General features: G+C 63.2%; 18 protein-coding genes and 6 tRNA genes. 20 read left to right on the forward strand and 4 right to left on the reverse strand.

Going from position 1 to position 23,476, the window contains the following annotated elements; all coding sequences use genetic code 11:
- Positions 1-262 precede the first annotated feature (262 nt).
- On the forward strand, positions 263-2,278 hold the full coding sequence (gene uvrB / locus ABX298_RS18115; protein WP_367393429.1) for an excinuclease ABC subunit UvrB: 2,016 nt from the start codon (positions 263-265) through the stop codon (positions 2,276-2,278).
- Between the two features lie 132 nt (positions 2,279-2,410).
- Here uvrB and ABX298_RS18120 read toward each other — a convergent pair whose 3' ends face one another.
- Positions 2,411-3,961, reverse strand: a complete 1,551-nt coding sequence (locus tag ABX298_RS18120; protein WP_085618191.1) for an MDR family MFS transporter — start codon at positions 3,959-3,961, stop codon at positions 2,411-2,413.
- Positions 3,951-5,006: an HlyD family secretion protein gene (locus ABX298_RS18125; protein WP_196182234.1), complete on the reverse strand. Its 1,056-nt coding sequence runs from the start codon at positions 5,004-5,006 to the stop codon at positions 3,951-3,953. The genes ABX298_RS18120 and ABX298_RS18125 overlap by 11 nt, the downstream gene beginning before the upstream one ends.
- A gap of 143 nt (positions 5,007-5,149) precedes the next feature.
- Between ABX298_RS18125 and gltX the strand changes: the two genes are divergently transcribed.
- From gltX to ABX298_RS18185, 12 genes are all read left to right on the forward strand, one after another.
- The gene (gene gltX / locus ABX298_RS18130; RefSeq protein WP_025338230.1) at positions 5,150-6,631 is read left to right on the forward strand and encodes a glutamate--tRNA ligase; all 1,482 of its coding nucleotides are present in this window, start codon (positions 5,150-5,152) and stop codon (positions 6,629-6,631) included.
- 289 nt (positions 6,632-6,920) lie between these two features.
- Positions 6,921-6,996: transfer RNA gene (locus ABX298_RS18135), tRNA-Ala, on the forward strand.
- 72 nt (positions 6,997-7,068) lie between these two features.
- Positions 7,069-7,144 (forward strand) — tRNA-Glu (locus ABX298_RS18140).
- Between the two features lie 53 nt (positions 7,145-7,197).
- Positions 7,198-7,273, forward strand: a tRNA-Ala gene (locus ABX298_RS18145).
- A 42-nt stretch (positions 7,274-7,315) separates the two neighbouring features.
- A tRNA-Glu gene (locus ABX298_RS18150) sits at positions 7,316-7,391 on the forward strand.
- A gap of 60 nt (positions 7,392-7,451) precedes the next feature.
- A tRNA-Ala gene (locus ABX298_RS18155) sits at positions 7,452-7,527 on the forward strand.
- A 42-nt stretch (positions 7,528-7,569) separates the two neighbouring features.
- Positions 7,570-7,645 (forward strand) — tRNA-Glu (locus ABX298_RS18160).
- 173 nt (positions 7,646-7,818) lie between these two features.
- Entirely contained in the window at positions 7,819-8,358 is a 540-nt protein-coding gene (locus tag ABX298_RS18165; RefSeq protein ID WP_013971594.1) for a TetR/AcrR family transcriptional regulator, read from the forward strand.
- A 15-nt stretch (positions 8,359-8,373) separates the two neighbouring features.
- Positions 8,374-9,207 carry an alpha/beta fold hydrolase gene (locus ABX298_RS18170; RefSeq protein WP_075044148.1) on the forward strand — a complete coding sequence of 278 codons (834 nt, stop codon included), beginning with the start codon at positions 8,374-8,376 and terminating at the stop codon, positions 9,205-9,207.
- A 185-nt stretch (positions 9,208-9,392) separates the two neighbouring features.
- A complete protein-coding gene (locus ABX298_RS18175) occupies positions 9,393-9,827 on the forward strand; it encodes a thioesterase family protein (protein WP_025338232.1) in 435 nt (144 codons plus the stop codon).
- Positions 9,828-9,878: 51 nt separating this feature from the next.
- Positions 9,879-10,850, forward strand: coding sequence for a tRNA dihydrouridine synthase (locus ABX298_RS18180; RefSeq protein WP_367393430.1), 972 nt, complete (start codon positions 9,879-9,881; stop codon positions 10,848-10,850).
- A gap of 234 nt (positions 10,851-11,084) precedes the next feature.
- On the forward strand, positions 11,085-11,528 hold the full coding sequence (locus tag ABX298_RS18185) for an Hsp20 family protein (RefSeq protein WP_367393431.1): 444 nt from the start codon (positions 11,085-11,087) through the stop codon (positions 11,526-11,528).
- Positions 11,529-11,733: 205 nt separating this feature from the next.
- On the opposite strand, the gene ABX298_RS18190 is transcribed toward ABX298_RS18185, so the two are convergent.
- Positions 11,734-15,030 (reverse strand): PAS domain S-box protein, encoded by a 3,297-nt coding sequence (locus tag ABX298_RS18190; protein ID WP_367393432.1) that lies wholly within the window; start codon positions 15,028-15,030, stop codon positions 11,734-11,736.
- A 62-nt stretch (positions 15,031-15,092) separates the two neighbouring features.
- A complete protein-coding gene (locus ABX298_RS18195) occupies positions 15,093-15,971 on the reverse strand; it encodes a LysR family transcriptional regulator (RefSeq protein WP_286101268.1) in 879 nt (292 codons plus the stop codon).
- Positions 15,972-16,102: 131 nt separating this feature from the next.
- Between ABX298_RS18195 and leuC the strand changes: the two genes are divergently transcribed.
- The 7 genes from leuC (at position 16,103) to ABX298_RS18230 (ending at position 23,416) form a co-directional block, all read left to right on the forward strand.
- Positions 16,103-17,536 carry a 3-isopropylmalate dehydratase large subunit gene (leuC, locus tag ABX298_RS18200; RefSeq protein WP_025338236.1) on the forward strand — a complete coding sequence of 478 codons (1,434 nt, stop codon included), beginning with the start codon at positions 16,103-16,105 and terminating at the stop codon, positions 17,534-17,536.
- Positions 17,533-18,177, forward strand: coding sequence for a 3-isopropylmalate dehydratase small subunit (gene leuD / locus ABX298_RS18205; RefSeq protein WP_015269431.1), 645 nt, complete (start codon positions 17,533-17,535; stop codon positions 18,175-18,177). Before leuC ends, leuD begins: the two co-directional genes overlap by 4 nt.
- 147 nt (positions 18,178-18,324) lie before the next feature.
- Entirely contained in the window at positions 18,325-19,089 is a 765-nt protein-coding gene (locus tag ABX298_RS18210) for a class I SAM-dependent methyltransferase (protein ID WP_075044154.1), read from the forward strand.
- Between the two features lie 54 nt (positions 19,090-19,143).
- The gene (gene leuB / locus ABX298_RS18215) at positions 19,144-20,226 is read left to right on the forward strand and encodes a 3-isopropylmalate dehydrogenase (protein ID WP_367393433.1); all 1,083 of its coding nucleotides are present in this window, start codon (positions 19,144-19,146) and stop codon (positions 20,224-20,226) included.
- Positions 20,227-20,289: 63 nt separating this feature from the next.
- Positions 20,290-21,402 (forward strand): aspartate-semialdehyde dehydrogenase, encoded by a 1,113-nt coding sequence (gene asd, locus ABX298_RS18220; protein WP_087502434.1) that lies wholly within the window; start codon positions 20,290-20,292, stop codon positions 21,400-21,402.
- A gap of 717 nt (positions 21,403-22,119) precedes the next feature.
- The gene (locus tag ABX298_RS18225) at positions 22,120-22,332 is read left to right on the forward strand and encodes a hypothetical protein (RefSeq protein WP_367393434.1); all 213 of its coding nucleotides are present in this window, start codon (positions 22,120-22,122) and stop codon (positions 22,330-22,332) included.
- A gap of 79 nt (positions 22,333-22,411) precedes the next feature.
- A complete protein-coding gene (locus ABX298_RS18230; RefSeq protein ID WP_367393435.1) occupies positions 22,412-23,416 on the forward strand; it encodes an aspartate-semialdehyde dehydrogenase in 1,005 nt (334 codons plus the stop codon).
- Positions 23,417-23,476: the final 60 nt, after the last annotated feature.

A 23,476-nucleotide genomic window follows, 5' to 3' on the forward strand; every position in this document is an offset into this window, starting at 1 on the left:
GATAGGACGTACACGCTCCAGCCCGAATGCACTGAAGCGGTGCACAAACGGGGAGTCAGTATAGTGATACCGACCGGTCACCGCGACAGTCCGGCATCGCTTTTCCGGTCATTTGCGCAAATATTTTTCGACCATTGGTCTAATTGCCGGGTCCACCGTAACAAGCGCTCACAGCTATGCCTTGAAAGCGCCCCCCGGCGGGCGCATTTGGGTATAGACTACTGGCTAAATTTACAGTTGCTGCAACACCGCGAGGTCCGTCATGTCCGAGTTCCAGCTCGTCACCCGTTTCCAGCCGGCCGGCGACCAGCCCGAGGCCATTCGCCAGATGGTCGAAGGCATCGAGGCGGGGCTGTCGCACCAGACGCTGCTCGGGGTGACCGGCTCGGGCAAGACCTTCAGCATCGCCAACGTCATTCAGCAGGTGCAGCGCCCGACCCTGGTGCTGGCGCCGAACAAGACCCTGGCCGCGCAGCTTTATGGCGAATTCAAGGCGTTCTTCCCCAACAATGCGGTGGAGTACTTCGTTTCCTACTACGACTACTACCAGCCTGAAGCCTACGTACCGTCGTCCGACACCTTCATCGAGAAGGACGCTTCGATCAACGACCACATCGAGCAGATGCGCCTGTCGGCGACCAAGGCATTGCTGGAGCGGCGTGACGCGATCATCGTCACCACCGTGTCGTGCATCTACGGCCTGGGCAGCCCCGAGACCTACCTGAAAATGGTCCTGCACGTGGACCGCGGCGACAAGCTCGACCAGCGCGCGCTGCTGCGCCGCCTGGCCGACCTGCAATACACACGCAACGAGATGGACTTTGCCCGCGCCACCTTCCGCGTGCGCGGCGATGTGATCGACATCTTCCCGGCCGAATCGGACCTCGAGGCCATCCGCATCGAACTGTTCGATGACGAGGTGGAGAACATCGCCGCCTTCGACCCGCTGACTGGCGAGGTCTTCCGCAAGCTGCCGCGTTTCACCTTCTACCCCAAGAGCCACTACGTCACCCCGCGGGAAACCCTGCTGGAGGCGGTGGAAGGCATCAAGGAAGAGCTCAAGGACCGCCTGGAGTACTTGCAGAAGGCCAACAAGCTGGTCGAGGCCCAGCGCCTGGAGCAACGCACCCGCTTCGATCTGGAGATGATCCTGGAGCTGGGCTACTGCAACGGCATCGAGAACTACTCGCGCTACCTGTCCGGGCGCCCGGCCGGGGCGCCGCCGCCCACCCTGTACGACTACCTGCCGCCCGATGCGCTGCTGGTGATCGACGAATCCCACGTCAGCGTTCCGCAGGTCGGCGCCATGTACAAGGGCGACCGCTCGCGCAAGGAAACCCTGGTCGAATACGGCTTCCGCCTGCCTTCGGCGCTGGACAACCGGCCGATGCGTTTTGACGAGTGGGAAGATGTCAGCCCGCAGACCATCTTCGTATCCGCCACCCCGGGTCCCTATGAGGCCGAGCACGCCGGGCGCGTGGTGGAGCAGGTGGTGCGCCCCACCGGCCTGGTCGACCCACAGGTGGAAGTACGCCCGGCGCTTACCCAGGTGGATGACCTGTTGTCGGAAATCCGCAAGCGCGTGGTGCAGGGCGAGCGGGTGCTGGCCACCACGCTGACCAAGCGCATGGCCGAAGACCTCACCGATTACCTGGCCGATCACGACGTGCGGGTGCGTTACCTGCACTCGGACATCGACACCGTCGAGCGGGTGGAGATCATCCGCGACCTGCGCCTGGGTACCTTCGACGTGCTGGTGGGCATCAACCTGCTGCGTGAGGGCCTGGACATGCCCGAGGTGTCGCTGGTGGCGATCCTCGATGCCGACAAGGAAGGTTTCCTGCGCTCCGAGCGCTCACTGATCCAGACCATCGGCCGTGCTGCGCGTAACCTCAATGGCCGGGCCATCCTGTATGCCGACAACATCACCGGTTCCATGCAGCGCGCCATCGACGAGACCGAGCGTCGTCGCGAGAAGCAGATCGCCTTCAACCAGGCTAATGGCATCGTGCCCAAAGGTGTGGTCAAGGACATCACCGATATCATGGAAGGCGCCACCGTGCCCGGCGCGCGCAGCAAGAAGCGCAAGGGCATGGCCAAAGCAGCGGAGGAGAGCGCCCGTTACGAGGCCGAGCTGCGCACGCCGGGCGAGATCACCAAGCGCATCAAGCAGCTGGAAGAGAAGATGATGCAGTTCGCCCGCGACCTGGAGTTCGAGGCCGCGGCGCAATTGCGCGACGAGATTGCCCAACTGCGCGAGCGGTTGATTACCAGCTGATTTTTTTACTGCCTGCACTGGCCTCTTCGCGGGTAAACCCGCTCCCACAGGATTGCTGTAATCCTTGAGCTCTGCGCAGTACCTGTGGGAGCGGGTTTACCCGCGAAGAGGCCGGCTCAGGCGACAACCCATTCAGTGGGTCTCCCCAGCCTTCAGCCCCTCTGGCAACTTCCGCGTCAACAACACCGCCAGCATGCTCACCGCCAACCCGATCCCCACAAAGTGGAACGCATCGTTGTAGGCCATGATCAACGCCTGCTGGTGAGTGATCTCGCTCAACTTGCCCAGCGCCGCATTGTCATTGCCCAGCCGCTCCGCCAGTTGCGCCAACCGCTCCGCCACCTGCGGGTTGCTCGGCACCACCGCCTCCCTCAGGTAATCGAAATACACCTTGGTCCGTGCATCCAGCAGGGTGGCCAGCAGCGCAATGCCGATCGCACCGCCCAGGTTACGCAGGATATTGAACAGGCTCGATGCCGAACCCGCATCCTGCGGCTGTATATACGCCGTGGCGATCAGCGAGATGGTCACCATGATCATTGGCTGGCCGATGGCACGGATGATCTGGATATGGTTGAACTGCGGCCCTGCAAAATCCGGGTTGAGCACCCCCGAGCCGAAACTGGCGGCGCCGAACAGGCAGAACCCCAGGGCACACAACACCTTGGGCGACACCACTTTCATCAGTTGCGGCACCAACGGGATCAGGAACAGCTGCGGGATACCCATCCACATGATCACCTCGCCGATCTGCAAGGCGTTGTAGCCCTGCACCTGAGCCAGGTACAGCGGCAGCAGGTAGATCGACCCGTACAAGCCCACCCCCATGCCCAGGCTGGCGATGCTCGACAAGCCAAAGTTGCGGTTGCCGAGAATGCGCAGGTTGATCAGCGGGTGTGGCTTGGAAAACTGCAGAATCACGAAGGTGATCAGGCTGACCAGGGCGATGCTGCCCAGGCCGACGATCAGCTGCGACTCCAGCCAGTCCTTGCGGTGACCTTCCTCCAGGAACACCTGCAGGCAGCCAAGCCCCAGGCCCAGGGTGACGATGCCGGCGTAATCGGTGCTTTTCAGCAGTTCCCAGTGCGCGTCCTTCTTTTCCAGCCCGTACAGCAGGCCGGCGATCATCACCAGGCCCGGCGGGATATTGATGTAGAAAATGTATTCCCAACCCCAGTTCTCGGTCAGCCAGCCGCCCAGGGTAGGGCCGATGGAGGGGGCGAAGGTGGCGGTCATGGCGAACATGGCCATGCCCTTGGCGCGGTGGTGTTCGGGCAGCTTGATCAGGGTCAGGGTGAAGGCCAGCGGGATCAGCGCACCGCCGGTAAAACCCTGCAGGGCGCGGAACAGGATCATGCTTTCGAGGTTCCAGGCCATCGAGCACAACAGTGACGACAACAGGAAACCGCCGGATACCCACACCGCCAGGCGCCGCGCCGACAGCAGCTGCACCAGCCAGGCGGTGAGCGGGATCATGATGATCTCCGCGACCAGGTAAGAGGTGGAAATCCACGAGCCTTCCTCCAGCGTCGCCGACAGCGCGCCCTGGATGTCCTTGAGCGACGAGTTGGTGATCTGGATGTCCAGCACCGCCATGAAGGCGCCAAGCATCACGCTCATTACCGCGATCCAGTCCCGCCGGGTCGGCTCGGCGGTGGGCCTGAGCAGCTGGTCACCGGCCATTGCGGCCTTCGTCTTCGCTGCGCAGGTCGACGGTGGCGGTCACCGACATGCCAGGGCGGATGCGCCCGTGCAGTGGGTTGTCGGCGCGGAAGGTCAGCTTGACCGGGATGCGCTGCACCACCTTGGTGAAGTTGCCGGTGGCGTTGTCAGGCGGCAGCAGGCTGAACTGCGCGCCGGAGGCGGCGAACAGGCTGTCGACCCGGCCTTCGATCGGTGTGTCGGGGTAGCTGTCGAACAGCAGTTCGGCACGCTGGCCGGGCTGCATGCGGCCGATCTGGGTTTCCTTGAAGTTGGCCTGCACCCAGATGTCTTCGTCCGGCACGATCGACAGCAGGTAGGCACCGGCCTGTACCACCTGGCCATTGCGCGCGTTGCGCTGGCCGATACTGCCGCTGATCGGTGCGCGGATTTCGCAGCGGGTCAGGTTCAGTTCGGCCTGGGCCAGGTCGGCGCGGGCGTTGGCGATCTGCGCGTCGAGGCGCTTGAGCTCGGCGGCCAGCGCATTGACCTGCTGGCGCTGGCTTTGCAGGTCGGCACGGGCCTTGTCGACCTGCGAGCCGGCGACATGGCTGTCCGCGGACAGGGTGGTGACCCGCTCTTCCGATACGAAACCTGGCTTGCGCAGCTTCTCGGCACGGCTCAGGTCCAGGCGCGAGCGGTCGAAGGTAGCCTGGTTGGCCGCCACCTGGGCCTGGCCGGCGGCGATCAGGCTGGCTTGCTGGGTCAGGCGGCTTTGCGCCTGCACCTGCTCGGCTTCGCGGGTGGCCAGGGCGGCGCGGGCGCGTTGCACGGCCAGTTCGAAGTCGGCGGCCTCCAGGCGCACCAGCAGGTCGCCTTTCCTGACGTGCTGGTTGTCCTCGACCCGCACCTCGTCGATGCGTGCGCCCAACTGGCTGGAAATGCGCGTGATCTCGCCCTGTACGTAGGCGTTGTCGGTGCTTTCGTAGAAGCGGCCCTTGAAGTACCAGTGGCCCAGGAAGGCGAGGGCGATGACGGCCACCAAGGTGAAGAAGACCAGCAGGCGGCGTTTGAGTTGGGCAGGCATGAGGACTATCGTTCCAGAAATGTAAATAAATTTAACAGCGGCACATGGCCGGTCGACAAGTGACGTTCGCGCCATTGCTGGAGCCCGGTGCCTGCCTCCTGCTAACATCCCGCCTTTGTTTCATCTTTCGTTCGAGACTCTCCATGACCACCGTACGCACGCGTATCGCGCCATCGCCTACCGGCGACCCCCATGTCGGCACCGCCTACATCGCCCTGTTCAACTACTGCTTTGCCAAGCAGCACGGCGGTGAGTTCATCCTGCGCATCGAAGACACCGACCAACTGCGCTCCACGCGCGAGTCGGAACAGCAGATCTTCGATGCCCTGCGCTGGCTCGGCATCGAATGGAACGAAGGCCCGGACGTCGGCGGCCCGCACGGCCCGTACCGGCAGAGCGAGCGTGGCGAGATCTACGCCAGGTACGCCAAGGAGCTGGTTGACGCCGGCCATGCCTTCTACTGCTTCTGCACCGCCGAAGAGCTGGAGCAGATGCGCGCCGAGCAGCAAGCCCGTGGCGAAACCCCGCGCTACGACGGCCGCGCGCTGCTGCTGAGCGCCGAGGAAGTGCAGCGCCGCCTGGACGCTGGCGAGCCGCACGTGATCCGCATGAAAGTGCCGAGCGAAGGCGTGTGCGTGGTACCGGACATGCTGCGTGGCGATGTCGAGATCCCGTGGGACCGCATGGACATGCAGGTGCTGATGAAGAACGACGGCCTGCCGACGTACTTCCTGGCCAACGTGGTCGACGACCATCTGATGGGCATCACCCACGTGCTGCGCGGCGAAGAGTGGCTGCCATCGGCACCCAAGCTGATCAAGCTGTACGAATACTTCGGCTGGGAACAGCCCAAGCTGTGCTACATGCCGCTGCTGCGTAACCCGGACAAGTCCAAGCTGTCCAAGCGCAAGAACCCGACCTCGGTGACTTTCTACGAGCGCATGGGCTTCATGCCCGAGGCGATGCTCAACTACCTGGGCCGCATGGGCTGGTCGATGCCGGACGAGCGCGAGAAGTTCTCGCTGGCCGAGATGGTCGAGCACTTCGACCTGTCGCGTATCTCGCTGGGCGGCCCGATCTTCGACATCGAGAAGCTGTCCTGGCTGAACGGCCAGTGGCTGCGCGAACTGCCGGTCGAGGAGTTCGCCGCGCGCCTGCAGAAGTGGGCGTTCAACAGCGACTACATGATGAAGATCGCCCCGCACGTGCAGGGCCGGGTGGAAACCTTCAGCCAGGTTGCCCCGCTGGGCGGGTTCTTCTTCGAAGGCGCGCTGAAGCTGGACGCCAAGCTGTTCGAAAGCAAGAAACTGTCGGCCGACCAGGTACGCCAGGTGATCCAGTTGATCCTGTGGAAGCTCGAAAGCCTGCGTCAGTGGGAAAAGGAGCGCATCACCGGTTGCATCCAGGCGGTGGTAGAGGCGCTGGAGCTGAAGCTGCGTGACGCCATGCCGCTGATGTTTGCCGCCATTACCGGCCAGGCCAGCTCGGTTTCGGTACTGGACGCCATGGAAATCCTTGGCCCGGACCTGACCCGCTACCGCCTGCGCCAGGCCTTGGACCTGCTGGGTGGTGTGTCGAAGAAAGAAAACAAAGAGTGGGAAAAGCTGCTGGCCTCCATCGCCTGACAGTGGTCCCGAGGCTATAAGCCAAACCTGTGGGAGCGGGTTTACCCGCGAATACGATGGTGCGTTTTCCGTCGCATTCGCGGGTAAACCCGCTCCCACAGGGCTCACTGTTCAGTTTTGGCAAGGGCAGGGCGGTAAGTGATTGTTATCTGTGAAAAATTTTTTGAATATTTTGAAAAATTCGTTTGACAGCCCTGCAATCCGATCTTAATATGCGCCCCGTCCACAGCGATGAACGAAAACGAAACGCCAGGCACCCAGTCAGCGCTTCGGTTCAAAGCGACATTGTGGGGCTATAGCTCAGCTGGGAGAGCGCCTGCATGGCATGCAGGAGGTCAGCGGTTCGATCCCGCTTAGCTCCACCAAATTCCGCCTGGCAGCCAAGGCTGTCGGGCAAGACCGGGTCCAGCAACCGGGTCTTGAAGGTAAGAAGGTTCGTCCCCTTCGTCTAGTGGCCTAGGACACCGCCCTTTCACGGCGGTAACAGGGGTTCGAGTCCCCTAGGGGACGCCAGTTTTGCACAAGCGATCTTTCAGGATGTCGCTGGGCCGAGAGGCTAGAAATCCGGGGCTATAGCTCAGCTGGGAGAGCGCCTGCATGGCATGCAGGAGGTCAGCGGTTCGATCCCGCTTAGCTCCACCAATTTTGCCGCGGTTCGCGCAAGCGGATCGGCACGAAGGTTACGTCCCCTTCGTCTAGTGGCCTAGGACACCGCCCTTTCACGGCGGTAACAGGGGTTCGAGTCCCCTAGGGGACGCCACTTTTCCTGCGTTTTGCAGGGCTTTAAAGGCTCGTCGATTACTGACGGGTCTTTTGTTTCGGGGCTATAGCTCAGCTGGGAGAGCGCCTGCATGGCATGCAGGAGGTCAGCGGTTCGATCCCGCTTAGCTCCACCATTTCTGCCGCGGTTCGCGCAAGCGGATCGGCACGAAGGTTACGTCCCCTTCGTCTAGTGGCCTAGGACACCGCCCTTTCACGGCGGTAACAGGGGTTCGAGTCCCCTAGGGGACGCCACGTTTACCCGCGTTTTGCGGGACTTTTAAGGCTCATTCGATTATTGAATGGGCCTTTTGTTTTTCTTCCCTACTCAAAATTTCGCGACCGACAGGCGGCTGCAGATTCTGCTTGCCAAAAAATATTATACGAATAATATTTCGATCATCATATTTTGATCGGCGAGTGGCCTGATGAGCGACAAGAAGAGCAGAACCCGCGAGCGCATTCTCGAGGCGGCGCGAAGTGCGCTGATCCAGCACGGCCCGGCCGAGCCTAGCGTCAGCCAGGTCATGGGGGCGGCAGGCCTGACCGTCGGTGGCTTCTACGCCCATTTCGACAGCAAGGACGAGTTGATGCTCGAAGCGTTCCGCCAGTTGCTGGGCGAGCGCCGCGCCTTGCTCGCGCAGATCGACCCCAGCCTCGATGGCGCCGGGCGGCGGGCGCTGGCCAGTGCCTTCTACCTGTCGCGCAAGCACCGTGATGCCGAAGTGCATGCCTGCCCGCTGCCCAACTCGCTGGGCGAGATGCAGCGCCTGCCAGAGGCCTTCCGCGAGGTGCTGGCCGAGCACATCGAGTTGATGGCTGCTGCCATGGTCGACCGCCCCGAGGATGCCGACAAGGCCTTGGCCGACCTGGCCCTGATGGTTGGCGGCCTGGCGCTGGCCCGTGCCCTGGGCACCAGCGAGCTGTCTGATCGTATTCTGCGCGCCGCCAAATCGGCGGTGCTTTAACCCTGGAGCATGGCGATGACTACCCTGAGCTGGATTCGTGGTGTCAATGGCACCCTGGGCCGCCTGGCCCCCGAGCACGTCGCGGGCAAGATGCGCCGTGCCTTCATGACCCCGCGCAACCTGCCGCCACGGGATTGGGAGTTGCCCGTGCTGGCCAGCGCCGAGCGCATCACCCTGCGCTTCGGCTTGTCGGCCTTGCGCTGGGGCAAGGGGCCGACCGTGTTGCTGATGCACGGCTGGGAAGGGCGCCCGACCCAGTTTGCCGCGTTGATCGAAACCTTGGTCCAGGCCGGGCATACCGTGGTGTCGCTGGAGGGGCCGGGGCATGGGCGTTCCCCCGGCGAACAGGCAAATGTGGTGCTGTTTGCCCGAGCGTTGCTGGAGGCTGCCGCCGAACTGCCGCCGCTGCGCGCGGTTATTGGCCATTCCATGGGCGGCGCCAGTGTATTGCTGGCCCTGCAGATGGGGCTGCGCACAGAGGCGGCGGTCAGCATTGCCGCTCCGGCGCGGCTGTTGGGCGTACTGCGTGGCTTTGCCTATCGCCTGGGGCTGCCGGCGCGGGCGCGGGCGGCATTCATCCGCCAGGTGGAGCGGGATGTGGGCATGCAGATTGCGCGGCTGGATGTGACGGGTTACCAGCTGGAGTTGCCGGGGCTGGTGGTGCATGCCGCCGATGATGCGTTGGTGGCAGCCGATGAGGCCCAGGTTATCCACAAGGCCTGGTTCGATAGCCGCCTGATGCTGCTGGAGGCGGGTGGCCACCAGCGGGTGCTGTCCGATCCGCGCCTGAGTGCAGCGGTGCTGGAGCTGCTGGCCCGGGCTGGCGCACCAGCGCGGCAAAGTGCCTGATGATGTTGCCTGTACTGGCCTCATCGCCGGCAAGCCAGCTCCCACAGGTACAGCGCAAGCCTTTGAACCAGCGCAGACCCTGTGGGAGCCGGCTTGCCGGCGATGAGGCCGGTAAATCCTCCACAAGGGCTGGACTTTTTTCTGCAGGGCCCTGCTAAATCCACTTTTGCTCCAAGGAAGCGAACATGAGCTGGGACCTGGCAACACCTTTCGTCATCGACCTGCGCGTCGGCAGCGAGGATATCGACGGCCTTGGCCACGCCAACAACGCGGTCTACGTCACCTGGCTGGAGCGCTGCGCCTGGCGCCACTCCCAGCGCCTGGGCCTGGACCTGGCTGAATATCGCCGGCTGGACCGGGCCATGGCCGTGGTGCGCCACGAAATCGACTACCTGGCCGCTGCCTACGAGGACGACGAACTGCAACTGGCCACCTGGATCATCGACTGGGACCAGCGCCTGCGCATGACCCGGCGCTTCCAGCTCAAGCGCCCGCGCGACGGCGTGACCTTGCTGCGCGCCCAGACCACCTTTGCCTGTATCGAGCTTTCCAGCGGCAAGCCCAGGCGCATGCCGGTGGAGTTCCTCGACGGTTACGGCCCGGCGCTGATCGGCGCCTGAAACACCGGCAATTTTTGTTAGACTGCCGGCTTTTTCCGCCGAGACCCCGACATGCAAATTGCCCTGGCCCCCATGGAGGGGCTGGTCGACAACATCCTGCGCGACGTGCTGACCCGCGTGGGCGGTATCGACTGGTGCGTCACCGAGTTCATTCGCGTGTGCGACCGCCTGCTGCCGCCTTCCTCGTTCGACAAGCTGGCACCCGAGTTGCGCAATGGTGCGCGGACTGCCGCAGGGGTGCCCATGCGTGTGCAGCTGTTGGGCTCGGACCCTGTGTGCCTGGCGGAAAACGCCGCGCTGGCCTGCGAGTTGGGCGCGCCGGTGATCGACCTGAACTTTGGTTGCCCGGCCAAGACCGTGAACAAGTCGCGTGGTGGAGCGGTGCTGCTCAAGGAGCCGGAACTGCTGCACGCGATTGTGCGTGAAGTGCGCCGTGCCGTGCCGGCGCATATCCCGGTCACCTCGAAGATGCGCCTGGGTTTCGACAGTCCCGATGGTGCGCTGGAGTGTGCCACGGCGCTGGCCGAAGGCGGTTCGGCGCACCTGGTGGTGCATGCGCGGACCAAGGTCGAGGGCTACAAGCCGCCGGCCCACTGGGAGTGGGTGGCGCGGGTGCAGGATGTGGTCAAGGTGCCGGTGTTCGCCAATGGCGAGATCTGGACCGTGGACGACTGGCGGCGCTGTCGTGAGGTCAGTGGCGCTGAAGACATCATGCTGGGCCGTGGGCTGGTTTCGCGCCCCGACCTGGGGCTGCAGATTGCCGCAGCGCGTGACGGGCGGGAGTACCAGCCGATGAGCTGGGACGACCTGCTGCCGTTGCTGCGCGAGTTCTGGCGCCAGGCCCAGGCCAAGTTGTCGCCGCGCTATGCGCCGGGGCGGATGAAGCAGTGGCTGGCGATGCTGACCCGCAGTTATCCCGAAGCGGTTGTGCTGTTTGCCGAGTTGCGGCGGGAGGATGACTGTGCGCGGATCAGCAAGTTGCTGGGGGTTGAGGCGGTTTCCATCGAAGCTTGTGTTGCCTGATCCGGCCCTTTCGCGGGTAAACCCGCTCCCACAGGTTCGGCGCAGGTTTTGGAATGTGTGAGCTTCCTGTGGGAGCGGGTTTACCCGCGAAGAGGCCATCAAGCCCAACGTAGGAATCCAGATTTTTTCTGCTCCCCCCTTGAAAGCATTTCCCTCGGCCATATCTCTTGAGTACGCGATGCCGAAGTCGGGTCGCGTAATGACTTACTTGCTGAATCTCAGGAGTTCATGACCATGACCACCGCTTTCTCTCTCGCTCCACTGTTCCGCCATTCCGTTGGTTTCGACCGTTTCAACGACCTGTTCGAATCCGCGGCACGTAACGAGGCCGGTAGCAGCTACCCTCCCTACAACGTGGAAAAGCATGGCGATGACCACTACCGCATCGTGGTTGCTGCAGCCGGTTTCCAGGAAGAGGACCTCGACCTGCAGGTTGAAAAAGGTGTCCTGACCGTGACCGGTAGCAAGCGCGACAATGGCGCTGCTGAAGTGACCTACCTGCATCAGGGTATCGCGCAGCGCGCCTTCAAGCTGTCGTTCCGCCTGGCCGACCATATCGAAGTCAAGGCCGCCGGCCTGGCCAATGGCCTGCTCAGCATCGACCTGCTGCGCATCGTGCCTGAAGAAGCCAAGGCCAAGCGCATTCCGATCAACGGCGACAAGCCAGCGCTGAACTGATCGTGTAGATGTGGAAAGGGCACCCTCGGGTGCCCTTTTTATTGTGATCGCCTGAAGGCCGGCTTACTTGTGGGAGCGGCCTTGCGTCGCGAAAGGGCTGCGCAGCAGCCCCGGCAATGCTGCAGGATGGCTGAGATCCTGGGGCCGCTGCGCGACCCTTTCGCGACGCAAGGCCGCTCCCACAGGAATCGCATCCGCATCGGTTTCAGTAATCCGCCGGCGCTTCCAGCAACATCTGCCGGAACTCCGGCAACGGCAGCGGCCGGCTGTGCAAGTACCCTTGGTACAGGTGGCACCCCAGCCGTTCCAGGAACTCAAGCTGTTCGGTCAGCTCCACCCCTTCGGCAATCACCGCCAGGTCCAGGCTGCGGGCCATGGCGACGATGGCGCGGACGATTTCGGCGTCGTTGGGGTCCACCGGTGCATCGCGTACAAAAGTCTGGTCGATCTTCAGCGCATCCACCGGCAGGCGCTTCAGGTAGGTCAGCGAGGAATAGCCGGTGCCGAAGTCATCCATGGCAAAGCTCACCCCGTAGCGCTTCAGTTCGCGCATCTTGCTGATGGTGTCTTCCAGGTTCTGGATGACGATGCCTTCGGTAATTTCCAGCTTCAGCATCTGCCGTGGCAGGCGGTAATCGTCCAGGCTGCGCAGCACCCGCCCGACAAAGTCGTTCTGGCGGAACTGCCGTGGGCTGATGTTCACGCACAGGCTGAAATCATCGGCGTCGATCAGCCCGTCGCCGAGCATGCGTGCGCAGGCATCGCAAGCTTCGTCGAGGATCCAGCTGCCAACTTCCAGGATCAGGCCGCTTTCTTCCAGCACTTGAATGAATTGCGCGGGTGGCTGCTGACCCAGTTGCGGGTGATGCCAGCGCAGCAGCACCTCGGCGCCGACGATGCGGTTGTCGCGGGCATCAACCTGTGGCTGGAAGTGCAGCGCCAGCTCGCCGCGGGCCAGGGCCAGGCGCAGGTCGTTTTCCATGCGCAGGCGCTCGCTGGCAGCCTTCTGCATGGTGGTATGGAACAGCTGGGTGGTGTTGCGCCCGGAATCCTTGGCCCGGTACAGGGCGATATCGGCACGCTTGAGCAGGTCGGCCGGGGTGGCGCCGTGGTCAGGGATCAGCGCCACGCCGATGCTGGGTGTCACCTGCAGGCGCTGGCCGTCCAGCGACATCGGCTCGGCCAGCAGTTCGCGCAGGGTGTCGGCCAGCCCGCGGACTTTCTCTTCGACCAGCTCGCGGCTGCCTTCCAGGCCGCTGAGCAATACCACGAACTCGTCGCCACCCAGGCGCGCCACTGTGTCTTCCAGGCGCACACTGGCTTCCAGCCGCGCGGTGATGATTTTCAGCACTGTGTCGCCCACCGGGTGGCCCAGCGAGTCGTTGATGTGCTTGAAGTGGTCGAGGTCGAGGAACAGCAGGGCGCCGCGAAGGTTGTGGCGCCTAAGCAGGGCGATCTGCTGGCTCAGACGGTCCATCAGCAGGGCGCGGTTGGGCAGGTTGGTCAGCGGATCGTGGTAGGCCAGGTGGCGAATCTGTGCCTGGGCGTTTTTCAGCTGGCTGACATCGCGGGCGGTTACCAGCAGGCAGTCCACCTCATTGAGGGTGATCGGCTCCACCGACACTTCCACGGTGAGGATGTCGCCGCGCTTGTTGCGCCCGAGCATCTCGCGATGATGCACCCGGCCACGCTCGCGCAACTCGGCCAGCAGGGCGCTGCGCTGCTTGTCGTCGGCCCAGATGCCGATCTCGTACACCGTGCGGCCGACCACTTCGGCAGCGCTGTAGCCGGTCAGGCGGCAGAAGCCGTCGTTGATTTCCAAATAGCGACCGCTGTAGCGTTCGGTGATGGTGATGGCGTCAGGGCTGGAGTGGAAGGCCTTGGCAAACTTTTCCTCGCTGGACTTGAGCGCTGCCTCGGCGCGCTGCTGCTGGGTGATGTCGCGCAGGGTGGTGACGCTGCAGGGCTGGTCATCGACGGTGATGAGGCGGCTGGAAATCACGCAGGTCAGCGGTGCGCCATTGCGGTGGTTGACCACCACGGCGACGTTGCTCAGGGCCTGCTCGCGGATGACCCGCTCGATGCGTTGCGCGCGCTCGACTGACTCCGCCCACAGGCCGATTTCCTCGGCAGTGCGGCCGATCACCTGGTCGGTGCCCCAGCCGAAGGTCTGGGTGAACGCCGGGTTGATCTCGATGAACTGGCCAGTGTCCTGGCGAGTGACGCAGATCGGGTCGGGGCTGACCTGGAACAGGCTGGCGAACTTCTCTTCCGAGGCGCTCAGGCGCTGTTCGCGTTCCACCTGGTCGGTGATGTCGAGCAAGGTGCCGGCCATGCGCAGCGGGTTGCCCTGTTCGTCGCGGTACAGCCGGGCGCGGCTTTCGATGTAGCGCGAGATGCCGTTTTCCAGTTGTACCCGGTAGGTGATCTGGTAGTTGCCGGCAGGCCCTTCGCGCAGGCTGCGGTAGGCCTGGCGCATCGAATTGCGCTCCTGCTCCGGTACCCCTTCGAAAAACGCGTCGAACGATTCGTGAAAGGGTATGGGCGGCAGGCCGTGCAGCTGTGCGGCGCGGGCCGAGCCGTAGAGCATGCCGCTGGGGATATGCCAGTCCCAGGTGCCCAGCTGTGCCGAGTCCAGGGCCAGGTCCAGGCGCTCCTGGCTGTCCTTCAGGGCCTGCTCGGCGCGCTTGCGTTCGGTGGTGTCGACGAAGGTGCTGATGAGGAAGGTCACGCCTTCCAGTTCGATGCCCTGGGTGCAGAGGATGCCATCATGCACCTTGCCGCTGATGGCGCGGAACTGCACCTCGAGGATCAGCGGGCCGCTGTTGGCCCGGGTCGATTCCAGCACCTGATGGCGCTGTTCGGGGTTGACCCACAGGCCCAGTTCCAGGCTGGTCTTGCCGATCACCTGGCTGCCGGGCCAGCCGAACATGTCTTCGAAGTGCTGATTGACCTCGAAGATCATGCCGTCGTGGCGGCGGGTGAGCAAAATGGCATTGGGGCTGAGGTGGAACAGGGTGGCGAAGCGTTTTTCCGAATTGATCAGCGCCGTTTCCCGCTCGCGTTGGCGGGTGATTTCACGGATCACCCCGATCATCTGCGGCCGGCCGTTCGGGTCGTGGGTCAGGCTGCCGTTGATCTCCAGCCAGTGCAGGCTGCCGTCCGGCCAGCGGATACGGTGGCGCATGGCCTGTTCTACCGGTTCGCCGTTGAACACTGCCTGAAACACCTGGCGTGTACGCGCGCGGTCTTCCTCGGGCAGCAGGTCGAGGTAGTCGACATCGGCGGGGAGCGGGCGCTGCGGATCGAAGCCGAACAGGGCCTGGGTGCCCCGTGACCAGCTGACCCGGCCGCTTTCGATATCCCATAGCCAGGCCCCCAGCCGCGCGCCGTTGAGCGCGGCCAGCAGTTGCGGGGCGTTCTGCCAGGCCTGCTCGGACTCCTGAGGGTCGGCCGCAGGTATGCGCGGCAGGCGCAAAAAGCGATTCGCTGATTTGGGCATCGGTACCAGACCTTTGGCGTGTGACGCGTCCTTGGAGGTGGCAATACCGGGCTGACGACCGGTCAGGCGGGCCCTGCGTGGCTGTCGAGCAGGGCCATGAATGCCCTGGCCGCGTTCGATAGCGTACGCTCCGTGTGCAAAATGTAGCCTAGCTGGCGTGACAGCTGTATGCCCGGCAAGGCGATGGGTGCAACCTGTTCGTCGAGCATGGTGCGCGGCAGCACGCTCCAGGCCAGGCCGATCGACACCATCATCTTGATGGTTTCCAGATAGTTGGTGCTCATGGCGATGTTCGGCGTCAGGCCCTGGCTTTCGAACAGGCGCTGAACAATGTGGTGGGTAAAAGTGTTGCCGCCGGGGAACACGGCCGGGTGGCGGGCGACGTCGGCCAGGCTGACCGTATGGTTGTTGGCCAGCGGGTGCTCGGGGGCGGCGACGAAGTCCAGGGCGTCCTCCCACACCGGCACGGCCTTGACCAGGTGGTGCGGCTCGGGCGCCAGGGTGATAACGGCAATCTCGGCGCGGCCATGGAGGATTTCGTCGTAGGCCTGTTCCGAATCCATGAACTGAATATCCAGCGCCACTGCCGGGTATTCCCGAGTGAAAGCCCGCAATAGCGGGGGAAGGCGGTGCAAGCCGATATGGTGGCTGGTGGCAAGGGTCAGCCGACCACTCACTTCACCGGTCAAATTGGTCAGTGCGCGCCGGGTATCATCAAGGACGTTGAGGATCTGGTAGGCGCGGGGCAGCAAGGCGCGGCCGGCTTCGGTCAGGGTCACCTCGCGGCCCAGCCGGTCGAACAGGCGCACATCCAGTTGCTGTTCCAGCCCGGCGATGCGCTTGCTGACGGCCGGTTGGGTCAGGAACAGGCGGTCGGCCGCCCCGGAAAAGCTACCGGTTTCGGCAATCGCGATGAAGGCGCTAAGGTTCGCCAGATCCATAGGGTTGTATTCCTGTTGGTTATCCAAAGCATAAAAATTATGAATTTGAGTTATTCAATTTAACCCCCTAGCATCGACCGCACAAGCCAAGGGGTCTTTGGCATAGAAAGACGCTGATGAGGAACAGTCTGATGGCTGGCAAAACGCTCTACGACAAACTCTGGGAAGCCCATGAGGTCAAGCGCCGTGATGACGGCTCGTCCTTGATCTACATCGACCGTCACATCATCCACGAAGTGACGTCGCCCCAGGCCTTCGAAGGCCTGCGCCTGGCCAACCGCAAACCCTGGCGCATCGACACCAACATCGCCACGCCGGACCACAACGTGCCGACCACGCCAGAGCGCAAGGGCGGTATCGAGGCCATCGTCGACCAGGTGTCGCGCCTGCAGGTGCAGACCCTCGACGAGAACTGTGACGAATACGGCATCGTCGAATTCAAGATGAATGACGAGCGTCAGGGCATCGTCCATGTCATCAGCCCGGAGCAGGGTGCCACCTTGCCTGGCATGACCGTGGTCTGCGGTGACTCGCACACCTCCACCCACGGCGCCTTCGGTGCCCTGGCCCACGGCATCGGCACCTCCGAGGTAGAGCACGTGCTCGCTACCCAGTGCCTGGTCGCCAAGAAGATGAAGAACATGCTGGTGCGCGTGGAAGGCCAGCTGCCTGCCGGCGTTACCGCCAAGGACATCGTCCTGGCCGTGATCGGCAAGATCGGTACTGCCGGTGGTAACGGCCACGCCATGGAATTTGCTGGCAGCGCCATCCGCGAATTGTCGATGGAAGGCCGCATGACCATCTGCAACATGTCCATCGAAGCCGGTGCCCGCGTAGGCCTGGTGGCGGTGGACGACACCACCGTTGCCTATGTCGAAGGCCGCCCGTACGCGCCGAAGGGCGAGCAGTGGAAGCAGGCGGTCGAAGCCTGGAAAGGCCTGGTTTCCGACGCTGATGCGGTGTTCGACACCGTGGTCGAGCTCGACGCTGCGCAAATCAAGCCGCAGGTCAGCTGGGGCACCTCGCCGGAGATGGTCCTCGCCGTGGATCAGCGCGTGCCGGACCCAGCTGCCGAGCCTGACCTGATCAAGCGTGGTTCGATCGAGCGTGCCCTCAAGTACATGGGCCTCGCCGCCAACCAGGCGATCACCGATATCAAGCTCGACCGCGTATTCATCGGCTCGTGCACCAACTCGCGCATCGAAGACCTGCGCGCCGCTGCCGAAATCGCCAAGGGCCGCAAGGTCGCTGCCAACGTCAAGCAGGCGCTGGTGGTGCCGGGCTCGGGCCTGGTCAAGGCCCAGGCCGAGCGTGAAGGCCTGGACAAGATCTTCCTCGAAGCTGGTTTCGAATGGCGTGAACCAGGCTGCTCGATGTGCCTGGCGATGAACCCGGACCGCCTGGAGAGCGGCGAGCACTGCGCGTCCACCTCCAACCGCAACTTCGAAGGCCGTCAGGGTGCCGGTGGCCGTACCCACCTGGTCAGCCCGGCCATGGCCGCCGCCGCCGCGGTGACCGGCCACTTCATCGATGTCCGCGAGTTGATCCAAGGGAGCGCAGCATGAAAGCCTTTACCCAGCACACTGGCCTCGTCGCGCCGTTGGACCGTGCCAACGTCGACACCGACCAGATCATCCCCAAGCAGTTTTTGAAGTCGATCAAGCGCACCGGCTTCGGCCCCAACCTGTTCGACGAGTGGCGTTACCTGGATGTGGGCCAGCCTTACCAGGACAACAGCAAGCGCCCGTTGAACAAGGAGTTCGTGCTCAACCACGAACGCTACCAAGGTGCCAGCGTGTTGCTGGCGCGGGAGAACTTCGGTTGCGGCTCCAGCCGTGAGCACGCCCCATGGGCGCTGGACGAGTACGGCTTCCGCAGCGTGATCGCGCCGAGCTTTGCCGACATCTTCTTCAACAACAGCTTCAAGAACGGCTTGCTGCCGATCATCCTCAGCGACGAGGAAGTCGACGAGCTGTTCAAGCAGGTCGAAGCCATTCCGGGCTATCAGCTGACCATCGACCTGCAGGCGCAGGCGGTGACCCGTCCGGATGGCAAGGTGCTGCACTTCGAGATCGATGCGTTCCGCAAGCACTGCCTGCTCAACGGCCTGGACGACATTGGCCTGACCCTGCAGGACAGCGATGCGATCAAGGCCTTCGAAGGCAAGCACCGCGCCGGGCAGCCTTGGCTGTTCCGTGATGCCTGAATGATTTAGTTGGGTTTGCTGGCCTCATCGCCGGCAAGCCAGCTCCCACAGGAACTCCACAGGTCTGAAGACTGTGGGTTCTCTGTGGGAGCTGGCTTGCCGGCGATAGGGCCAGTAGAGACAACCCGAAACCAAAAGGATCGAGACATGACCAGCACCCAGCACACCGATGTGGTCCAACGCCAGTTCGGCGAACAGGCCAGCGCCTACCTCAGCAGCGCCGTGCACGCCCAGGGCAGTGAATTCGCCCTGCTGCAGGCCTCGCTGGCGGGGCAGGGCCATGCCCGCGTGCTGGACCTGGGCTGCGGCGCCGGTCATGTCAGCTTCCACGTCGCTCCGTTGGCCGCCGAAGTGGTCGCCTACGACCTCTCGCAGGCCATGCTCGACGTGGTCGCCAGTGCCGCCGCCGAGCGCGGCCTGGCCAATATCATCACCGAGCGCGGTGCCGCCGAACGCCTGCCGTTCGCCGACGCTTCGTTCGACTTCGTCTTCAGCCGCTACTCGGCCCACCACTGGAGCGACCTGGGCCTGGCCCTGCGCGAAGTGCGCCGGGTGCTCAAGCCGGGTGGCATGGCAGCGTTCATCGATGTGATGTCGCCGGGCAGCCCGCTGCTCGACACCTACCTGCAAACGGTCGAAGTACTGCGCGACACCAGCCACGTGCGCGATTATTCCGCCGCCGAATGGCAGCGCCAGGTCAGCGAGGCTGGCCTGCATGTACGCAGCCACACCCGCCAGCCGCTGCGCCTGGAGTTTTCCAGCTGGGTCGAGCGCATGCGCACCCCCGAGCCAATGCGCGTGGCAATTCGCCAATTGCAGCAAGCCATGGGTGAAGAAGTGCGGCAGTATTACCAGATCGAGGCCGATGGTTCGTTCAGCACCGATGTGCTGGTGTTGTGGGCCGAGCGTTAAGAACTTTTCGGTGGGGCCCGCTTGGCCGCACCGCGTGATTGGATAGAGGAAAGCATGAGCAAGCAGATTCTGATTCTCCCAGGTGACGGTATCGGCCCGGAAATCATGGCCGAGGCGGTCAAGGTGCTGGAGCTGGCCAGCGACAAGTTCCAGCTCGGCTTCAGCCTGGAGCACGATGTGATCGGTGGTGCCGCCATCGACAAGCACGGCGTACCGCTGGCCGACGAGACCCTGGAGCGTGCGCGCAAGGCCGATGCCGTGCTGCTGGGCGCCGTGGGCGGGCCGAAGTGGGACAAGATCGAGCGTGACATCCGCCCCGAGCGCGGCCTGCTGAAAATCCGTTCGCAACTGGGCCTGTTCGCCAACCTGCGCCCGGCCATCCTCTACCCGCAACTGGCCGATGCCTCGTCGCTCAAGCCAGAGATCGTTTCCGGCCTGGACATCCTCATCGTCCGTGAGCTGACCGGCGGTATCTACTTCGGTGCCCCGCGTGGCCAGCGCGAGCTGGAAAACGGCGAGCGCCAGGCCTACGACACCCTGCCGTACAGCGAAAGCGAAGTGCGCCGCATCGCCCGTGTCGGCTTCGACATGGCCCGCGTGCGTGGCAAGAAGCTGTGCTCGGTGGACAAGGCCAACGTCCTGGCTTCCAGCCAGCTGTGGCGTGAAGTGGTCGAGGACGTGGCCAAGGACTACCCGGATGTGGAACTGAGCCACATGTACGTCGACAACGCCGCCATGCAGTTGGTGCGCGCGCCCAAGCAGTTCGATGTGATGGTGACCGACAACATGTTCGGTGACATTCTGTCGGATGAGGCTTCCATGCTGACCGGTTCCATCGGCATGCTGCCTTCGGCGTCGCTGGATGCCGACAACAAGGGCATGTACGAACCGTGCCACGGCTCGGCGCCGGACATCGCAGGCCTTGGCATCGCCAACCCGCTGGCGACCATCCTGTCGGTGTCGATGATGCTGCGTTACAGCTTCAATCAGTCGGCTGCCGCCGAGGCGATCGAGAAGGCCGTGAGCCTGGTCCTGGACCAGGGCCTGCGCACCGGCGACATCTTCTCGGAAGGCTGCCGCAAAGTTGGTACGCAGGAAATGGGCGACGCAGTAGTCGCAGCGCTGCGGAATCTGTAATCTCTCTGGCCCGCCACCCAAAATTCCCGGTGGCGGCCCACTTTTAGCAAAGGTGTAGTTGCGATGAAACGTGTAGGTCTGATCGGTTGGCGCGGTATGGTCGGTTCCGTGCTCATGCAGCGGATGCTGGAGGAGCAGGATTTCGACCTCATCGAGCCGGTGTTCTTCACCACCTCCAATGTTGGCGGCCAGGGCCCGAACGTGGGCAAGGATACAGCTCCGCTCAAGGACGCTTATTCGATTGAAGAACTCAAGACCCTCGACGTGATCCTGACCTGCCAGGGCGGCGACTACACCAACGAGGTCTTCCCCAAGCTGCGTGAAGCCGGCTGGCAGGGTTACTGGATCGACGCCGCCTCGTCCCTGCGCATGCAGGATGACGCGGTGATCATCCTCGACCCGGTCAACCGCAAGGTCATCGACCAGCAGCTGGACGCGGGTACCAAGAACTACATCGGCGGCAACTGCACCGTCAGCCTGATGCTGATGGGCCTGGGTGGCCTGTTCGAAGCCGGCCTGGTCGAGTGGATGAGCGCCATGACCTACCAGGCGGCCTCGGGTGCCGGCGCGCAGAACATGCGCGAGCTGATCAAGCAGATGGGTGCTACCCATGCTGCCGTTGCCGATGACCTGGCCAACCCGGCCAGCGCCATCCTCGACATCGACCGCAAGGTTGCCGAGGCCATGCGCAGCGAAGCCTTCCCGACCGAGAACTTCGGCGTGCCGCTGGCTGGCAGCTTGATCCCGTGGATCGACAAGGAACTGCCGAACGGCCAGAGCCGTGAAGAGTGGAAGGCCCAGGCCGAGACCAACAAGATCCTCGGCCGCTTCAAGAGCCCGATCCCGGTCGACGGCATCTGCGTGCGCATCGGCGCCATGCGTTGCCACAGCCAGGCGCTGACCATCAAGCTGAACAAGGACGTGCCGCTGGCCGACATCGAAGGCATGATCAGCCAGCACAACCCTTGGGTGAAGCTGGTGCCTAACCAGCGTGAAATCAGCATGCAGGAGCTGAGCCCGACCAAGGTTACCGGCACCCTGAACATCCCGGTTGGCCGCCTGCGCAAGCTGAACATGGGTTCCCAGTACCTGGGCGCGTTCACCGTAGGTGACCAGCTGCTGTGGGGCGCGGCCGAGCCGCTGCGTCGCATGCTGCGGATTCTGCTGGAGCGTTGATCGTTTCGGTCTGACCGAAAACCCGCGCTGGTGACAGCGCGGGTTTTTTATTTCCGATCCATCCCAGCCGGCCCGGTTCTTCTCTGCTTTTGCTTTTGCTTTGCTTTTGCTTTTGCTTCTAGGCGCGCGATAGTTCAGGCGCCGCCGATTGCGACTTCAGGAGGCCGAGCGAAGGGACTGCGGAGGGAGGTGACGGGCATGGATGCCCGTCAAGCGCTGAGGCCCCATGGATGGGGCCTGCAGCGCGTACTCTCGGGAGCAGGCCCGTAGCGAGGGGACCCCGGAGCGAAGCGTAGGGGCCGGATGATGGGAGCCGACGGTTTTTGGTTCCTTTTTGCCACGACAAAAAGGGACCCGCCGTAAGGGCGGAAAGGTGACTTGGCGCCACCATCGCGAATGAATGCCTACTCGATGGGAATGCCCGCATCCAAAAAGCAAAAAGCAAAAAGCCAAAAAGCCAAAAAGCCAAAAAGCCAAAAAGCTTAAGCGACGGTTTTGATATGGCGAACAGTCCGTTTGCGATGGCGACGCTGACTCACCTTTTCGCCCTTACGGCGAGTCACTTTTTGCCAAACGCGGCAAAAAGTAACCAAAAAACGCTGCGCTCCCATCATCCGGCCCCTGCGCTGCGCTCCGGGGTTCCCTCGCGCCGGTCTTGCTCCCGGGAGTACGCGCTGCAGGCCCCATCCATGGGGCCTCAGCGCTTGACGGGCATCCATGCCCGTCACCTCCCTCCGCAAGACCTCTGCTCGGCCTCCTGAAGTCGCGAAGATCAAGATCAAGATCAAGATCAAGATCAAGATCAAGATCAAGATCAAGATCAAGATCAAGATCAAGATCAAGATCAAGATCAAGATCAAGATCAAGATCAAGATCAAGATCAAGATCAAGATCAAGAGCAAGAGCAAGAGCAGCGCAGCGCAGCTCTAGGTTTGGGCCAGCACAGACAAAACTCTACAATCCGAGTAAAGTGCCGCCCCCCGCCGTTTTCAGCAAAAGGATCCCTTCCATGACACACCCTTTGGACATCGCCGTCGTCGGCGCCACCGGCAGCGTCGGTGAAGCCCTGGTGCAGATCCTCGAAGAGCTGGATTTCCCGGTCGCCACCCTGCACCTGCTGGCCAGCATGGAATCGGCGGGCAGCAGCGTGATGTTCGCGGGCAAGAAGCTGAAGGTGCGTGAAGTGGACAGCTTCGACTTCGCCCAGGTCAAGCTGGCCTTCTTCGCCGCAGGCGCCGCCGTCAGCCGCAGCTTTGCCAGCAAGGCGCTGCAGGCAGGCTGCACGGTCATCGACCTGTCCGCTGGCCTGGACGACGCCCTCGCCCTGGTGCCAGAAGCCAACGCCGAACGCCTGGCCAGCCTGGCATTGCCCGCCCGCATCGTCAGCCCGTGCTCGGCCGCAGTTGCCCTGGCCGTTGCATTGGCACCGCTCAAAGGCCTGCTGGATATCGAGCGGGTGCAGGTAATGGCCGCGCTGGCAGTGTCCGCACAAGGCCGTGAAGCGGTCAACGAACTCGCCCGGCAAACCGCCGAGCTGCTCAATGCCCGCCCCCTGGAGCCGCGCTTCTTCGATCGCCAGGTGGCGTTCAACATGCTGGCCCAGGTCGGAGCCGCCGATGAGCAAGGCCACACGGCCCTGGAGCACCGCCTGGTCAGCGAGCTGCGTGTGCTGCTGGGCCTGCCGGAACTGAAGATTTCCGTGAGCTGCGTTCAAGTCCCGGTGTTTTTCGGCGATAGCTTCAGTGTGGCGGTGCAGAGCCGTCGCCCGGTTGACCTGAACGCTGTCAACCAGGCCCTCGAGGCGGCCGACAGCGTGGAACTGGTGGGGCGCGATGATTATCCGACCCCGGTAGGCGACGCAGTGGGCCAGGACGTGGTCTATGTTGGTCGTGTACGGCACGGTGTTGATGAAGACCAGCAACTCAACCTCTGGCTGACCACCGACAACGTGCGCAAAGGCGCCGCGCTCAATGCCGTGCAAGTGGCGCAATTGTTGATTAAACACATGCCGTAAAAGATACTGGCGAGCACTATTGTCCTGCTCCGCATGCAGGTTTCAGGACGCTTTATACAA

This window comes from Pseudomonas sp. X4 (assembly GCF_040784925.1).
Taxonomy (GTDB): domain Bacteria; phylum Pseudomonadota; class Gammaproteobacteria; order Pseudomonadales; family Pseudomonadaceae; genus Aquipseudomonas; species Aquipseudomonas putida_Z.

Bases quoted from the DNA above. Each gene is read 5' to 3' on its own strand.
- uvrB (WP_367393429.1), top strand. From the start codon at position 263: ATGTCCGAGTTCCAGCTCGTCACCCGTTTCCAGCCGGCCGGCGACCAG.
- ABX298_RS18120 (WP_085618191.1), bottom strand. From the start codon at position 3,961: ATGGCCGGTGACCAGCTGCTCAGGCCCACCGCCGAGCCGACCCGGCGG.
- ABX298_RS18125 (WP_196182234.1), bottom strand. From the start codon at position 5,006: ATGCCTGCCCAACTCAAACGCCGCCTGCTGGTCTTCTTCACCTTGGTG.
- gltX (WP_025338230.1), top strand. From the start codon at position 5,150: ATGACCACCGTACGCACGCGTATCGCGCCATCGCCTACCGGCGACCCC.
- ABX298_RS18165 (WP_013971594.1), top strand. From the start codon at position 7,819: ATGAGCGACAAGAAGAGCAGAACCCGCGAGCGCATTCTCGAGGCGGCG.
- ABX298_RS18170 (WP_075044148.1), top strand. From the start codon at position 8,374: ATGACTACCCTGAGCTGGATTCGTGGTGTCAATGGCACCCTGGGCCGC.
- ABX298_RS18175 (WP_025338232.1), top strand. From the start codon at position 9,393: ATGAGCTGGGACCTGGCAACACCTTTCGTCATCGACCTGCGCGTCGGC.
- ABX298_RS18180 (WP_367393430.1), top strand. From the start codon at position 9,879: ATGCAAATTGCCCTGGCCCCCATGGAGGGGCTGGTCGACAACATCCTG.
- ABX298_RS18185 (WP_367393431.1), top strand. From the start codon at position 11,085: ATGACCACCGCTTTCTCTCTCGCTCCACTGTTCCGCCATTCCGTTGGT.
- ABX298_RS18190 (WP_367393432.1), bottom strand. From the start codon at position 15,030: ATGCCCAAATCAGCGAATCGCTTTTTGCGCCTGCCGCGCATACCTGCG.
- ABX298_RS18195 (WP_286101268.1), bottom strand. From the start codon at position 15,971: ATGGATCTGGCGAACCTTAGCGCCTTCATCGCGATTGCCGAAACCGGT.
- leuC (WP_025338236.1), top strand. From the start codon at position 16,103: ATGGCTGGCAAAACGCTCTACGACAAACTCTGGGAAGCCCATGAGGTC.
- leuD (WP_015269431.1), top strand. From the start codon at position 17,533: ATGAAAGCCTTTACCCAGCACACTGGCCTCGTCGCGCCGTTGGACCGT.
- ABX298_RS18210 (WP_075044154.1), top strand. From the start codon at position 18,325: ATGACCAGCACCCAGCACACCGATGTGGTCCAACGCCAGTTCGGCGAA.
- leuB (WP_367393433.1), top strand. From the start codon at position 19,144: ATGAGCAAGCAGATTCTGATTCTCCCAGGTGACGGTATCGGCCCGGAA.
- asd (WP_087502434.1), top strand. From the start codon at position 20,290: ATGAAACGTGTAGGTCTGATCGGTTGGCGCGGTATGGTCGGTTCCGTG.
- ABX298_RS18225 (WP_367393434.1), top strand. From the start codon at position 22,120: ATGCCCGTCACCTCCCTCCGCAAGACCTCTGCTCGGCCTCCTGAAGTC.
- ABX298_RS18230 (WP_367393435.1), top strand. From the start codon at position 22,412: ATGACACACCCTTTGGACATCGCCGTCGTCGGCGCCACCGGCAGCGTC.